Below are 15,193 nucleotides of genomic sequence, written 5' to 3'. Positions count from 1 at the left end.
CGGCCACGGTGCCCGAACGGATGTCCGGGCGGACACGAGGCCTGACGATCTCGGCCAGAAGTCTAGTCGTCCGAGCCGGTCGTCGCCAGAATGTCGTAGGCCTGCGCGGCGGCCCGCACGGTGCCGGCGACCTTGACGGCCTCCCAGATCGTCTCGCGGCTCAGGCCCTCCTCGCGAAGGGTGTGCTCGTGGGCGGTCAGGCAGTGCTCGCAGCCGTTGACGGCGGAGACCGCCAGCGACCACAGCTCGAAGTCGGCCTTCTCCACACCGGGGTTGGAGATGACGTTCATCCGCAGGCCCATGCGCACGCCGGAGTAGTCGTCGCCGAGCCATGCGCGCGAGCGGTAGGCCACGTTGTTCATGGCCATCACGGTCGCGGCGGCGAAGGCGGCGTCGCGGGCGGCCTCGGAGAGGTGCTCCTTGGCCTCGGCGTCGATCTCGCGCAGCACGGTGGCGTTGCCGGCGGAGGCGGCCACGGCGAGCATGGTGCCCCACAGCTGCTGCTCGTTGAGGTCCTTGGAGCGGGTCAGCGAGCCCAGGTTGAGCTTGGTGTCCTTGGCCCAGTCCGGGAAACCGGAGCGGAGTTCAGCGATGCCCATCTACTTCAGCGCCTCCTGTACGACGTCCATCTTGTTGATGTTCTTGGTCGGGTCGTTGGCCTCCCAGTTGCAGGCGCAGACCTCCTCGGACTGCAGCGCGTCGAGCACGCGCAGCACCTCGTCGACGTTGCGGCCCACGGCGTCCGGGGTCACGGAGACGAACTGGATGATGCCGTCCGGGTCGACGATGAAGGTGGCGCGGTCGGCCACGCCGTCCGCGTTCTCGATGCCCAGCGCGCGCACGAGCTCGTGGCGGATGTCGGAGAACATCGGGAAACCGACGGTCTTGAGGTCCGGGTGGGTGGCGCGCCAGTTGAAGTGCGCGAACTCGTTGTCCACGGAGCCGCCCAGGATCTGGGTGTCGCGGTCCAGGAACTCCTCGTTGAGCTCGCCGAAGGCGGCGATCTCGGTCGGGCAGACGAAGGTGAAGTCCTTCGGGTAGAAGAAGATCACCTTCCACTGACGCGGGTACTTGTCCAGGCTGACGGTCTCGAAGTAGTCCTCGGGCTGCTGGGCGTCGGCCTCGTGGAGGTCGCCACCCTTGAGGGCGGTGAGGTTGAACTCGGGGAACTGATCACCGACGGTGAGCATGTTCACGCTCCTTCTGGGATTCGCAGAGAGATTCTCCGTGGGGCCTCCCGGGTCTGCGGCCCGGTGCCCCGTCGCCTATCGATTCTGGTCGGTTCCGCGGGATTGTCAATAAGTGAAGCAAATTAATTTTGCGGCGCTGATTGTGGCGTTAAATTGACGACGTCCCGTTGGTGCAGGTCCGTGCCCCGCCCGCGGCGTGGGTGCGTGGCCGGGCGCGAAAGGTGCTCTGATAGGTGTGGTGGAACTCATAGAATACGCCCACAAGTGGGGGGTGGTAGTGAGCGGGCCCCGGTGTCGCGTGGGAGCGGCCGGACGGGCCCAGACACAGCGAAACCCCGCCCCCGCGGGTGCGGGGACCGGGGTCGTGGCGGGCCGTGGAGGCCGGAAGAGTCTTAGGCCTTGGCCGGGGCCTTCTCCGCCTTGGCGGCAGCGGCCTCGGCGGCCTTGTTGGGCCAGAACTGCTTCATGGCGATCACGGCGACCGCGCCGACGAGGACACCGGCGATGATCGAGACGATGAAGCCCCACCAGGGAGCGATCGCGAAGATCACGAAGATGCCGCCGTGCGGGGCCTGGCTGGTGACACCGAAGATCATCGACAGGGCACCGGTGGTGGCGCCACCGAGCATCATCGAGGGGATGACACGCAGCGGGTCGGCCGCGGCGAACGGGATGGCGCCCTCACTGACGAAGGACAGACCCAGCAGCCAGGAGGACTTGCCGTTCTCCTGCTCGGCGGGGGTGAACAGGTTCTTGCGCACGAAGGTCGCGACGGACAGCGCGATCGGCGGGACCATACCGGTGGCCATGACGGCGGCCATGATCTTCAGGGAGGCCTCGTCACCGGTGGACAGGCCGGCGGTACCGAAGAGGTAGGCGGCCTTGTTGATCGGGCCACCGAGGTCGGAGCACATCATCAGGCCGATGATGATGCCCAGGATCGCGGCGGAGGAGCCGGACATGGAGGTCAGCCAGTCCTGCAGGCCGTTCATCAGGGCGGCCAGCGGGCGGCCGAGCAGCAGGAACATCAGGGCGCCGACGGTCAGCGAGCTGAGCAGCGGGATGATGACGACCGGCATCAGCGAGGCGACGAAGCGCGGTACCTTCCAGGAGCCGATCCACATGGCGACCAGGCCGGCGACGATACCGGTGACCAGGCCGCCGATGAAGCCGGCGCCGACGAGCACGGAGACCGCGCCGCCGACGAAGCCGGGCACGATGCCCGGGCGGCCGGCCAGCGCGTAGGCGATGTAGCCGGACAGAGCGGCGACGATGAAGCCCATCGACATCTGGCCGGTGGCGAAGCACACGGCACCGAGGTAGAGCAGCAGGCCGGAGCGGTCGAAGTTGTAGGTGGTGCCGTCGAAGACGACCTCGTTAGCCGGTAGGTTGGTCAACGAGTTACCCAGGACGATGGCCTTCCAGCCGTCGTCGGATCCCACGTCGTAGCCGGCGAGCAGGAAGCCCAGGGCCAGTAGCAGACCGCCGGCGGCGACGAAGGGCACCATGTAGGAGACGCCGGTCATCACGGCCTGCTGGATGCGCTTGCCCCAGCCCAGGCCCTTCTGTTCCTCGGCCTCGGCGGCGGAGGAGGAGCCGGCGGTGCCCGCCACGCGGTGGGCGCGCGGGTTCTTCGAGGCGGCGACGGCCTCGTCGATCATCTTGGTCGGCTCGTTGATGGCGCGCTTGACGCCGGACTCGATGACCGGCTTGCCCGCGAAGCGCTCGCGGTCCTTGACTCCCACGTCGGTGGCGAAGATGACCGCGTCGGCGGCCTCGATGGTCTTCGGGTCGACCGGGGTGACGGCCGAGGAACCCTGGGTCTCGACGACGAGGTCGACGTCGTCACGGGCGTCGGCCCCCTGAGTCAGGGAGTCGGCGGCCATGTAGGTGTGGGCGATGCCGGTCGGGCAGGCGGTGATGGCGACGATGCGCGTGACACCGGACTTGGCGGCCGGGGCGGCGGCCTCGGAACCGGCGGCGGAAGCGCTCGCGGCGGTGGCGCCGGCGGCACCCGCGCCGGCGGCACCGGTGGCGGCGGCGTCGGCGGCGGGCTTCTTCTTGGCCGGGGCGTTGACCACGCTGAGGACCAGCTCGACGATGCGCTCCGGGGTCTCGGCCTCGCGCAGGCCGGCCAGGAAGTCCTTGCGCACGAGGGCGCGGGCCAGCTTCGAGAGGATCTTCAGGTGCTCCTTGCCGCCGCCGGCCGGGGCGGCGATCAGGAACACGAGGTGGGCGTCGCCGTCGGGGCCGGAGAAGTCCACGCCGTTGGCCAGGCGGGCGAACGCCAGGGTCGGCTTGGTGACGGCCTCGGAACGGCAGTGGGGGATGGCGACGCCGCCGGGCACGCCAGTGCCGGACTTGGCCTCGCGGGCTTTGGCGTCGGAGGCGAGCACGGCCTGGTCGGTCGCGCGGCCGGCGGCGTGCACCAGGCCGGCGAGCTTCTGGATCACCTCGGTGGTCGAGGACCCGAAGTCGGCGTCGAGCGCGACGAGATCGGGGGTGATGATCTGGTCAGTCATGGCAGTCCTTCTTGAGCACTACTGAGATTGATGGAGTTGATTGGGTCGGTGGTGACGAATTGGCGGGGCGTGGACCCGATGTGTGTGCGCCTGGGTGCGGTCAGTCGACCGTGGAGACCCGGGTGCGCTCCACGTCGGCCTGGTCCGGCCGCGGCAGCGTGGTGCCCGGCAGACCGGCGGCGGCGGAGCCGTAGGCCACTGCGCGTCGCAGGGCCCCGGCGGAGTCCTCTCCGTCGAGGGTGGCCAGGATGAACCCGGTCAGCGAACTGTCGCCGGCGCCCACGGTCGAGGCGACCGTGGTCGGCGGCGGGGTGCCCTTCCACGCGCCCTCGGGGGTGACCAGGACGGCACCGGCCCCGCCGAGGGTGACCAGAACGTTCTCGACGCCCTGCTCGTTGACCTTGCGTGCCGCCTCGACGACGGGACCGAAGTCGCCGTCCTCGGCGAGGCGCTCGAGCTCCTGGCCGTCGACGCCGACCAGCTGGCCGAGCTCGAGACCGTTGGGCTTGATCAGGTCCGGGGCGGAGGCCGGAAAGCGACCGCCCAGGGCGATCATCGGGGCGTCGGAGGTGTCGACGGCGACCTTGGCCTCCGGACAGGCCTCGCGGACGGCGTCGACGAGCGTCGCGTACCAGTCCGCGGGGGCCCCCGGCGGCAGCGAGCCGGCGAGCACGACCCACTGGCCGGCGCCCTCGGGCACGGCGGCGATGAGCGCCTCGGTCAGCTCGGCGCGCTCGGACTCGGACAGTTCCGGGCCGGGGCCGTTGAGCTTGGTGGTGGTGCCGTCCGGCTCGGTGACCGTCGTGTTGGTACGGACCGAACCGGCGACGGTGACGTCGCGGTGCGGCACGTCCGAGGTGGCGACGAGCGAGACGAAGGGGTCATCGGCGCCGGCGGGGAAGACGGCGAGGGTGTCGGCCCCGGCCAGCTTCGCGGCGTGGGCGACGTTCACCCCTTTCCCTCCGGCGACGTGCGTGGTTGACTTGAGGCGAAGCACGGCGCCGCGCTCGAGCGGGCCGTCCAGCTCGAGCGTGGCGTCAGTGCTTGGATTGGGGGTCAGCGTGACAATCACGGTGGCGCATCCTCCTGCGGGCAGGGCCAGTTCGTTCCGCGCTCCATCATTGCCCGTTTGTGTGGGAATGTCAAGCTTTTTATGTGAGTTTATGTGGGGAACCTGAGGGTTTCATGTCTGGTCGGTAGCTGTTCGTGTGGAAATCCAACGAATGGTTCACTAGTATCGGACGCATGACTTCAGGCACTGACACCACCACCTTCACGGGCACCGCGGTTGTCGCCGGTACGGCGTACGCCCCGGTCGTCTGGGTGCGTCCCCGCCCCGAGCTCCCGGGCTCCGCACGCACCGTCGCCGAGGATGAGCGCGACGCAGAGTACGAGCGCTTCGTCACGGCGGCAGACACCGTCGCTGACCGACTCACCGCACGCTCCGCCGAGGCCTCCGGCCCCGCCGCCGAGGTGCTGCAGGCCACCGCCGGCATGGTCCGCGACCGCGGCTGGCGCAAGGCCGTCCGCAAGAACGTGCGGGGCGGCGCCGACGCCGAGTATTCGGTGGTGCAGGCCACCAGCAAGTTCATCAACATGTTCACCGCGGCCGGCGGCCTGATGGCCGAGCGCACCACGGACCTGAAGGACATCCGCGACCGAGTCATCGCCGAGCTGCGCGGCGAGGAGGAGCCCGGTCTTCCCTCCGTCGACGGCGAGGCCATCCTCTTCGCCGACGACCTCTCCCCGGCGGACACCGCCGCCCTGGACATTGACCACTACAAGGGTCTGGTCACCGAGCTGGGCGGCCCGACCAGCCACACCGCCATCATCGCCCGTCAGCTGAACCTGCCCTGCATCGTCGCCGCGGGTCGCGAGATCTCCGAGATCGCCGCCGGTACCCGCGTGATGGTCGAGGGCAGCCAGGGCGTCGTCTACGTCGAGCCCGACGAGGAGGACGCCCGCCGCCAGGTCCGCGAGTCCCAGGAGCGTGCCGTCAAGATCGCCGAGTGGCGCGGCCCGGCCCAGACCTCCGACGGCCACCGCGTCCAGCTGCTGGCCAACGTCCAGGACAGCAACGCCGCCCGTCTGGCCTCCGAGACCCAGGCCGAGGGCATCGGCCTGTACCGCACCGAGATGAGCTTCCTCTCCGCCGCCGAGGAGCCCAGCGTCGACGAGCAGGCCGCCCTCTACAAGAAGGTCTTCGACGCCTTCCCGCACTCCAAGGTCGTCGTGCGCACCCTGGACGCCGGCTCCGACAAGCCGATCGCCTTCGCGAACATGGACGAGGAGGAGAACCCGGCGCTCGGCGTGCGCGGCCTCCGCATCGCCCGCCAGAACCGGTCGCTGCTGACCCGTCAGCTCGACGCCATCGCCAAGGCCTCCGAGGGCCGCGGCGAGGACGCGCCGACCTGGGTCATGGCCCCGATGGTCGCCACCGCCCGCGAGGCCGAGTGGTTCTCCACCCTCTGCCGCGAGCGCGGCCTGACCCCGGGCGCGATGATCGAGGTGCCGGCCGCCGCCCTGATGGCAGACAAGATCATGCCGCACCTGGACTTCGTGTCCGTGGGCACCAACGACCTGACCCAGTACACGATGGCCGCCGACCGCCTGTCCTCGCAGCTGGCGTACCTGACCGACCCGTGGCAGCCCGCCGTGCTGCGCCTGATCCAGCACACCTGCTCGGTCGGCCGCGACACCAACACCGCCGTCGGCGTCTGCGGCGAGGCCGCCGCCGACCCGCTGCTGGCCTGCGTGCTCACCGGCCTGGGCGTCAACTCCCTGTCGGCCGCCTCCACCGCGATCGCCGCCGTGGGCACCCGCCTCTCGGAGTCCACGTTCAAGCAGTGCCAGGAGGCCGCCGAGGCCGCCCTGGACGCCGTGGGCGCCGTCGTCGCCCGCGAGGGCGTGCGCAAGATGCTCGTCGGCGAGTAAGTCGACAGCCCGCCGGCTGAGCCCGGCGTGACACGACCGCCCCGGACCTCGAGAGAGGCACCGGGGCGGTTCTTTCATGTGCGGGCGTGCACAAACGCCGCCGCGCGCCCCGGGGTGGGGCGCGCGGCGGCGATCAGCGGGACGTCGTCAATTGAACGACGCCGGGGGTCACTCCGCGAGGACGACCTGGACGTTGTGGTCGCGCAGGGCGCGCACGAAGGACTCGGGCGCGGTGGCGTCTGTGATGACGACGTCGATGTCGTCGATCGAGGCGAAGCTGACCAGGTAGTCGTTGCCGATCTTCGACGAGTCGCACAGCACGACCACACGGCGGGCGTTGGTGACCATCGCGGACTTGATGGCGGCCTCCTGAGCGTCGGCCGTCGACAGGCCGTGGTCCAGGGTCAGGGCGTTGGTGCCGATGAATGCGACGTCCGCACGCATCAGCGCCAGGGTGCGCAGCGCGGTGTCGCCGACGACGGCCTGGGTGATCGCCCGGACGCTGCCGCCGAGCAGCTGGATCTCGCTGAGGCCCTTGTTTGCCAGGTTCAGCGCGATCGGCAGGGAGTTAGTCACGATGGACCACTGGTTGGCCTGGCCGGAGTCGGAGATGAGGTCAGCTAGTGCGGTGACCGTGGTGCCGGCGTCCAGGAACATGCCCCCGGGCGGCTCGGGGAGGAACTCGAGCGCGGCGCGGGCGATCGCGGACTTCGCGGTCGGGGCGGAGCGCAGGCGCGCGTCCAGGGACAGCTCGGTGGTCTGGAAGGACTGGGTGGCCACGGCGCCGCCGTGGACGCGGTGGACGATGCCCTCCTTGTCGAGCACGGCAAGGTCACGGCGGATGGTCTCCGCCGTGACATCGAAGCGTCTGGCCAGTTCGGTGACGTTGACTCGGCCCTCGACCGCGGTCTGTGAGGCGATCTGGCGTCGTCTTTCCTCGGCGTACATCTCGCTGGGCGCCTCCTCAGATGGGGAAATGTTTATGAGTGTGCGGGGGGAGGGGGCAAAAATGCCCGATGCCAACATTAAACCACAAAATCCCACATTGTTCATAAGCACTGGGGCGCCATAGCAGGAAAAATAACTACACGTTTGTGTGTGAACGTGCCCGGGTAAAAATCGCCATTCCGGTTCGACCTGCACTTGCGGTGCAAAAAGAGGGACCCGTCACGGAAGCGTGTGCAGAGTCCCTGAGGTTGGATCGGGCCCACGATCGGGGGTGGGCGGGTCATTTGTGTCCGCCCGGGCGGGCGGGGGCCGGCCGGAGGGGAGAAGGCTAGAGCTTGCGCATGACCGAGACGACCTTGCCCATGATCCCCGCGTCGTTGCCTGGGATCGGCTCGAAGGCGTCGTTGTGGGGCAGCAGCCACACGCCGCTGGAGTCGCGGTGGAACTCCTTGACGGTCGCCTCGCCGTCGATGAGCGCGGCGACGAACTCGCCCTCCTCGGCGACCGGCTGGGAGCGCACGACGATCCAGTCGCCGTCGAGGATGCCGGCGTCGCGCATCGACTGGCCCGAGACCTTGAGCATGAACAGCTCGCCGTCGCCGACGACGTCCGCGGGTAGCGGGAAGTAGTCGTCGATGTTCTCCTCGGCCAGGATCGGCGCGCCCGCGGAGATGGAGCCGACCATCGGCACGAACGAGGTCTGGGCGTGCTCCGGCGGCTCCGGGGTGCCCTTGCGGCCCTTGACCGGGGCGCCGGAGAGATCGCGGACGTCGACCGCGCGCGGCTTGTTCGGGTCGCGGCGTAGGAAGCCCTTCTTCTCGAGCTCCTTGAGCTGGTAGGCGACCGAGGAGGTCGACTGCAGGCCGGCTGCGTCGCCGATCTCGCGGATGCTCGGCGGGTAGCCGCGCAGCACCACCGCGTCGCGGATGACTTCGAGGATGCGGCGCTGACGCGCGGTCAGGGATGCGGGGTCTCTGGTGGTGGAGTTCTTCTGCTTCTTGGTGGATCGGCTGGTGGCCATGGTTGCGCTCTCCTGGTCTTCGTCTCTCTGATCGGCCGGTTCGGGCTCGCCGGCTGTTCGCTCTCGGCCGGTCGAGGTCCGGTTCGGTCGGGCCCCGGTGTCCGGCTGTGGTCGGTTCGCGTTCAGTATAGCGCGTCCATGGCAACTGTGTTCGAGGAATTTGTCCGGCGTGGTGGACAGACGCCAGGGCGGGTGCTATAACTCGAACACGTACCCGTAATCGAACAGATGAACTAGTCGATGTTCGACCGGTCGCGCCCGACCTTTAGGGTGGACGTCGAACACGGCGAAAGGAGAACCCCATGACCATTTCGATGCAGCGTAACGCACAGTTTGTCCGTTCCGTCAGCGGTCTGGGCGACACCCGGAACACCGCGTCCGCACCGTCGGTGTGGGAGCCCGGCCAGAGCCGTTCGTCCACCGGTGTTCGAACGCTCGAGATTTCGAAAACCGCCTCTCCGAAGGGGCGGGCGACAATACCCGCCGGGGGTACCCGGAAGGGCGGTGTCCGGCGAACGTCTCGGCGAGTTCAGGAACAGCGCAGCTCGCTGCTGGTCGGCGCGATCTGCGGGCTGGTGCTCGTGCTGGGCGCCCTGATCTTCGGTGAGTCCGACGACGCCGCCGGCTACCCGCCGGTCAACATGGGTTCGGCCACCCACCAGGTCTCCACGGTCGACTTCGACGTCACCGCGGCCAAGTAGCTCGCCTCGGGCTGGCATTAGACTCGGGGCAGTGCCCGGGTGTTCCGGGCGAGCCGTCCCGGACCTAGGAGGGTGCCCGCAGTGTACTGCCCGTTCTGCCACAGCGACCGTTCCCGCGTGATCGACTCACGTGTCATCGACGCCGGAACCGCGATCCGGCGCCGCCGCGAGTGCACCGGCTGCGAGGGCCGCTTCACCACGATCGAGAAGGCCGTCCTGCTGGTGGTCAAGCGCAACGGCGTGACCGAGCCGTTCAGCCGCGACAAGGTGGTCAACGGCGTGCGCCGCGCCTGCCAGGGCCGCGACGTGCCCGACGACGCGCTCAAGCGTCTGGCCCAGAAGGTCGAGGAGAAGGTCCGCTCGAAGGGACCCTCGCAGGTCAACGCCAACGACATCGGCCTGGCCATCCTCGAGCCGCTGCTCGAGCTCGACGAGGTCGGCTACCTGCGCTTCGCCTCCGTGTACAAGTCCTTCGAATCCGCCGAGGACTTCGAGAAGGAGATCCGCATGATGCGCCGCCGTGCCCGCGAGGCCGAGTAGGCGGCCGTGGCCGGCGCGCGGCGCCGAAGGAGACGCCGCCTACAGCTTCGCGACCGCCTTTTCGATGCGCCGGCGCGAGACCGAACCCGCCGTGCCCAGGCGCTGGGCGAAGAGGCTGACCCGGAACTCCTGGATCTGCCACTGCACGTCGCGTACCGCCTTCGTACGCCACGATGCCGCCGGCCGGCCCGACATCTTCTTCTGGAGTGCGGCCTTGACCGCCTCGACCTCGTCCTGGCGGTCGGCGTCGCGGTCCGGGTCCTCCTGCATCTCGGTCAGCCGGATCTCCATTGCCTGGAAGTAGCGCGGCAGGTGGCGCAGGTGCGCCTGCGCGTGCACCAGCACCGCCTTCTCCGGCAGCAGGAACTCCAGCTGCGCGCGCATGTCGTCGATTGCCGGACCCTCCCAGCGCTCCAGCTCCGCGGCCACCGACAGGTACGTCACCAGCGCCGGAGCGATCGCCACCACCGTGCGGCGCACCTGGCCGGGCACCTCCGGGGCCACGGCCGCGGCGAGCTCCCGGTACTTCTCCGGGGAGCGCACCGGCCCGCCGTGGGCCATCATCAGGTCCCGGATCGCGGCCACACGCGCCTGCTCGACCAGGCCGTCGACCCCGCCGTGCGGGTAGTTGTCCACCGCCACGCGCTGCTTGAGCGGCAGCCCCCGGGTCATCTGCTTGGCCGAGACCTTGATCTCGCGCATCAGCATCGTCAGCGTGGCCGTGAGCATCGCCGCGTCCGCGGCCTGCTTCGTCGGCAGCACCTTGACCGCCACGCCGCCGTCGGTGGCCACCAGCGCCGGGTAGGCGGTGACCTCGTGGCCGTCGACGACGGTGGTGACCTCCTCGGCCACGTCGCCGAGGGTCTGCGGGGTCCACTTCTCGGCGCGCTTCGACTCCGCGGCCCGGCCCAGCTTGCTCACCGAGGAGCGGATGTGGCCCGCCTGCCGGTCGCGCAGCGCGGGCAGGGACTTGTCGGTGTCGATGACCTTGCCGCGCTTGTCGATCGCCGCGAACGTCATCTTCAAGTGCGCCGACAGCTTCGTCGGGTCGAAGTCCCCGGCGTCGATGCCGCTGGAGCCGCACTCGTGCAGCGCGCGGGCCAGCTCCTCGGTGACCGTGCCCGCGTACGGCTCGGCCAGGGCGAGCGCCTTGCGCGCGAAGTCCGGGGCGGGCACCACCGTGCGCCGCAGCGGCTTGGGCAGCGAGCGGATCAGCTCGGTGAACAGCTCCTCGCGGAAACCAGGCACGAGCCAGTTGAAGTCGGTGGCATCCAGCCCGGCGAGCATCGGCACCGGCACCTTGACGGTCACGCCGTCGTCGGGCGCGCCCGGCTCGAAGCGGTAGGACAGCTCGTAGTCGACGTCGCCGATGCGCATGTGGTCGGGGAAGGACTCCTCGGTCACGGCCCCGGCGGCGTCGGTGAGCAGCTTCTCCGGGGAGAAGTCGAGGAAGTCCGGCTGCTTGTGGCGCTTGCGCTTCCACCAGCTGTTGAAGTGCGCGCCCGTGGTCGCCATCTCCGGCACGCGGGCGTCGTAGAACTCGAAGAGCGTGTCCTCGTCGACGACGATGCCGCGCCGGCGGGCCTTCTCCTCGACCTCCGCGGCCTCCTCGAGCTTGACCGCGTTGTCGCGGAAGAAGTGGTGGCGGGTGTTCCAGTCGCCGTCGACCAGCGCGTTGCGGATGAACATCTCGCGCGCGGCCGCCGGGTCGACCTTGTGGTAGGGAACCGGGCGGTCGGCGACGATCGGCACGCCGTAGAGCGTGGCCTTCTCGTGGGCCATCGCCGCGGCCTTCTTCGTCGACCAGTACGGCTCGGAGTACTGGTAGCGCACCAGACCCGGCGCGGCCTTCTCCACCCACGCCGGGTCGATGGCGGCGACGTCGCGGGCCCACAGCCGGGAGGTCTCGACGACCTCGGCGGCCATGACGAACTCCGGCGGCTTCTTCGCCAGCGCGGAGCCGGGGAAGATCATGAAGCGGGTGCCGCGGGTGCCCTGGAACTCACGCGACTTCCCGTCGCGGGCACCGATGTGCTGGAGCAGCCCCGTCAGCAGCGCGCGGTGTATCGCGTCGGCGTCGCGCTTGCCCACGACCTTCGTCTTCTGCCAGCCCAGCTGCACGGTGACCTCTGTGAGCTGGCGGATCAGGTCGCGCCACTCGCGCGAGCGCATGTAGTGCAGGTACTCGGCCTTCATCAGCTTGCGCAGCCCGTTGCCGGAGAGCTCGTGGCGCTTCTCCTCGACGTAGTCCCACAGCTTCAGGTAGCTCAGGAAGTCGCTGATGGTGTCCTTGAACCGGGCGTGCAGCTGGTCGGCCTGGGCCTTCTTCTCCAGGGGGCGCTCGCGGATGTCGCGGATGCTCAGCGCGGCGACGATGACGATGACCTCCGCCAGGCAGCCGAGCGTGCGCGCCTCGACGAGCATGCGCGCCAGGCGCGGGTCGACCGGGATGCGCGCCAGGTCGCGGCCGACGTCGGTCAGCTGCGGCAGGCCGTCGCGCTCGCGGTCGGTGATCGCGCCCAGCTCGTGGAGCAGCAGCACGCCGTCGCGGATGGCCTTGCGCTCCGGCGGCTCGACGAAGGGGAACTCGGCGATGTCGCCCAGGCGCAGCAGCGCCATCTGCAGGATGACGCTGGCGAGGTTGGTGCGCAGGATCTCCGGGTCGGTGAACTCGGGCCGGGACTTGAAGTCCTCCTCGGAGTAGAGGCGGATGGCGATGCCGTCGGCGACACGGCCGCAGCGGCCCGAGCGCTGGTTGGCGCTGGCCCGCGAGACCGGCTCGATGGGCAGGCGCTGGACCTTCGTGCGCGTGGAGTAGCGCGAGATGCGCGCCGTGCCGGTGTCGACGACGTAGCGGATGCCCGGCACGGTCAGCGAGGTCTCGGCGATGTTGGTGGCCAGCACGATGCGTCGCCCGGAGTGCGGGGAGAAGACGCGGTGCTGTTCCTGGTTGCTCAGCCGGCCGAACAGCGGCGTGGTCTCCACCCCGCGCCAGTGGCGCGCCTCGATGGCGTCCATCGCGTCGCGGATGTCGCGCTCGCCGGGGAAGAAGCAGAGGATGTCGCCCGGGCCCTCGGCCATGAGCTCCTCGCACGCGGAGACCAGCCCGTCGAGCGGGTCGGTGTCGACGACCTTCTCGCCCTCCGTGCGCTCCAGCGGGCGGTAGCGGATCTCGACGGGGTAGGTGCGCCCGGAGACCTCGAGGACCGGGGCCGGCTCGCCTTCGGCGTCGGCGAAGTGGTGGGCGAAGCGCTCCGGGTCGATCGTCGCCGAGGTGATGATGACCTTCAGGTCCGGCCGGCGCGGCAGCAGCCTCTTCAGGTAGCCGAGCAGGAAGTCGATGTTGAGGCTGCGCTCGTGGGCCTCGTCGATGATGATCGTGTCGTAGCCGTTGAGCCAGCGGTCGCGCTGCATCTCGGCGAGCAGGATGCCGTCGGTCATCAGCTTGACGGCCGTGGTCGGGCTGACCTTGTCGTCGAAGCGGATGGCGTAGCCGACGGTCTCGCCGATCTTCTGGCCGAGCTCCTCGGCGATGCGCTCGGCGACGGTGCGCGCGGCCAGACGCCGCGGTTGGGTGTGTCCGATGCGCCCGCGGCGCCCGCGGCCGAGCTCGAGGCAGATCTTGGGGATCTGCGTGGTCTTGCCCGAGCCGGTCTCGCCGGCGATGACGACGACCTGGTTGTCGCGGATCGCCTCGGCGATCTCGTCGTGCCAGGCGGTCACCGGCAGCTGCTCGGGGTAGTGGATCTCCGGGACGTGCTTGTCGACGTCGCGCAGGCGTTGCGCGGCTGCGTCGATGTCGGCGCCGATCGCGGCGCGCGCCTTGGGCGCGCGCGCCTTACGCAGGCGGCGTCGGAAATTTCTCTCGTCGGCGATGCTCACCTCGTCGAGCCGGGAGTAGAGCTCGTCGCGGGAGGGCGCGGCGGTGTCGGCGTCGTGGTTGCGGTCGGTGTTGTTGCTGGAGTCCATGTCGATGGGGAGATTCTAGTCCGCCCGGGCGCGCCGCACCCCGGCAGGCCGGTGGAAGGCGGGGGTAAAGGGTAGCCTCACGGTGTACGAAACTCAGTGCACCGAAAAGAAAGGGTCTCTCCCGATGACTGGACCTAACGATCCCCGTGACAAAGGGGACGCGGACGACCGCGACGGAATGACCCCCGGCTCCGGCTCCGGTGACGGCTCGGGCTCCGGCTCCGGGCAGGGTGCGGCCTCCGGCTCGTACCCCTCTTACCCGGCCTACCCGTCGACCACCCACCCGGAGGACCGCGAGGACTTCGGCAAACCCGGCGCCGGTTACGGTGCCGCGGGCTACGACCAGGGCGCGGGCTACGGCGCGGACTACGAGGGCTACGGCTACGACGCCGCCGGCTACGACCAGGGCTACGGCTACGGCGACGAGCCTGCGGTGCGTCAGGGCGACGGCCGGGTCTCGATCACCGAGTCGATCGCCTGGGGCTTCCGGGCGGTCTTCTCGGGCTGGCAGGTCTGGGTCCTGGGCACCCTCGGGGTGTTGGCCGTGGTCGGCGTGCTCGGCGGCATCGGCGTCGCCGCGGACATCAACTCCGGCAGCGAGACCGGCTCCGCGGTCGGCTTCGTGATCAACTCGCTGGTCAACTTCGGCATGCTGTTCCTGATGCCGCTCGTCTACAACCTGGCCCTCGGCCACGTCAGCCGCGGGCGCGTGGACTGGAGCATGCTCAAGGAGAACCTGAACTACCTGCCCACGCTGGGCATGTCCGTGGTGGTCAGCGCCGTCGTCGGCATCCTCGTCGCCGTGATCCTGGTCCCGGGGCTCCTCCTGACCGTCTTCTCCGCCGCCAGCACCTCGACCGGCGACGACCTGCCCGCCGGTGCGCTCATCGGCCTGGGCGTCGTGATGCTGCTGGTCCTCCTGGTCGGCCTGATCGCCGGCCCGCTGACCGCGCTGTGGACCTGGGTGGTCGCGGACCGACGCGCCTCCTTCGGCGCCGCGATCGGCGTGGGCTTCCGCGCCGGCCTGAAGAACTTCTTCCCGCTGCTGGGCCTGAGCATCCTGCTCGGCCTGATCACCTTCGTGCTGACGCTGATCACCTTCGGCCTGGCGCTGCTGGTGGTGATGCCCGCGTCCTACAACGCGCAGGCGCACGCCTACCGGCAGGCCGTCGGCGGTGTGATCCCCGCGCGCCGCTGAGCCTCGGTGCGGGCGGCTGAGCGCCGCTGAGTGTCGGTGACCGCCGGTGCGGGCGGCGGCGCGTGAGCCGCTGAGCGCGGATCGCGTGAGCCGCTGAGCGCGGATGAGGACGCGCGTGAGTCGCCGCCCCGCCGCCCCGGCACCGACCGAGAAAACGGGCCCCGTACCCG

The 15,193-nt window shown here is 69.8% G+C and carries 11 protein-coding genes; 4 read left to right on the top strand and 7 right to left on the bottom strand.

Translation table 11 applies throughout. From position 1 onward, the window contains the following. Positions 1-62: 62 nt before the first annotated feature. The 4 genes from QP119_RS07975 to QP119_RS07960 all read right to left on the bottom strand — a co-directional run bounded on the left by QP119_RS07975 (position 63) and on the right by QP119_RS07960 (position 4,784). Positions 63-599, bottom strand: a complete 537-nt coding sequence (locus QP119_RS07975; RefSeq protein WP_284775093.1) for a carboxymuconolactone decarboxylase family protein — start codon at positions 597-599, stop codon at positions 63-65. Further along, positions 600-1,196: a peroxiredoxin gene (locus tag QP119_RS07970; RefSeq protein WP_284775091.1), complete on the bottom strand. Its 597-nt coding sequence runs from the start codon at positions 1,194-1,196 to the stop codon at positions 600-602. Positions 1,197-1,582: 386 nt separating this feature from the next. Further along, positions 1,583-3,712 (bottom strand): PTS fructose transporter subunit IIABC, encoded by a 2,130-nt coding sequence (locus QP119_RS07965; protein WP_284775089.1) that lies wholly within the window; start codon positions 3,710-3,712, stop codon positions 1,583-1,585. Positions 3,713-3,812: 100 nt separating this feature from the next. Next, positions 3,813-4,784 (bottom strand): 1-phosphofructokinase family hexose kinase, encoded by a 972-nt coding sequence (locus tag QP119_RS07960; protein WP_284775087.1) that lies wholly within the window; start codon positions 4,782-4,784, stop codon positions 3,813-3,815. Positions 4,785-4,957: 173 nt separating this feature from the next. Between QP119_RS07960 and ptsP the strand changes: the two genes are divergently transcribed. Beyond that, positions 4,958-6,646, top strand: coding sequence for a phosphoenolpyruvate--protein phosphotransferase (gene ptsP / locus QP119_RS07955; protein WP_284775085.1), 1,689 nt, complete (start codon positions 4,958-4,960; stop codon positions 6,644-6,646). A gap of 168 nt (positions 6,647-6,814) precedes the next feature. Here ptsP and QP119_RS07950 read toward each other — a convergent pair whose 3' ends face one another. Further along, on the bottom strand, positions 6,815-7,594 hold the full coding sequence (locus QP119_RS07950) for a DeoR/GlpR family DNA-binding transcription regulator (RefSeq protein WP_284775083.1): 780 nt from the start codon (positions 7,592-7,594) through the stop codon (positions 6,815-6,817). A gap of 328 nt (positions 7,595-7,922) precedes the next feature. Then, complete coding sequence (lexA, locus tag QP119_RS07945) at positions 7,923-8,615, bottom strand: transcriptional repressor LexA (protein WP_284775080.1); 693 nt, start codon at positions 8,613-8,615, stop codon at positions 7,923-7,925. Between the two features lie 302 nt (positions 8,616-8,917). Here lexA and QP119_RS07940 point away from each other — a divergent pair, with 302 nt between their 5' ends. Next, positions 8,918-9,316 (top strand): hypothetical protein, encoded by a 399-nt coding sequence (locus tag QP119_RS07940; RefSeq protein WP_284775079.1) that lies wholly within the window; start codon positions 8,918-8,920, stop codon positions 9,314-9,316. A gap of 81 nt (positions 9,317-9,397) precedes the next feature. Beyond that, positions 9,398-9,856, top strand: a complete 459-nt coding sequence (gene nrdR, locus QP119_RS07935; RefSeq protein WP_284775077.1) for a transcriptional regulator NrdR — start codon at positions 9,398-9,400, stop codon at positions 9,854-9,856. 39 nt (positions 9,857-9,895) lie between these two features. Here nrdR and hrpA read toward each other — a convergent pair whose 3' ends face one another. Next, on the bottom strand, positions 9,896-13,825 hold the full coding sequence (hrpA, locus tag QP119_RS07930) for an ATP-dependent RNA helicase HrpA (protein ID WP_284775076.1): 3,930 nt from the start codon (positions 13,823-13,825) through the stop codon (positions 9,896-9,898). Positions 13,826-13,949: 124 nt separating this feature from the next. On the opposite strand from hrpA, the gene QP119_RS07925 reads away from it, so the two are divergent. After that, positions 13,950-15,023: a hypothetical protein gene (locus QP119_RS07925; RefSeq protein ID WP_284775074.1), complete on the top strand. Its 1,074-nt coding sequence runs from the start codon at positions 13,950-13,952 to the stop codon at positions 15,021-15,023. Positions 15,024-15,193 lie beyond the last annotated feature (170 nt).

Source organism: Corynebacterium frankenforstense, from assembly GCF_030211955.1.
Lineage (GTDB): Bacteria > Actinomycetota > Actinomycetes > Mycobacteriales > Mycobacteriaceae > Corynebacterium > Corynebacterium frankenforstense_A.
The sequence above is the reverse complement of the archived record's forward strand: the minus strand, read 5'-3'. Positions and strand labels throughout refer to the sequence as shown.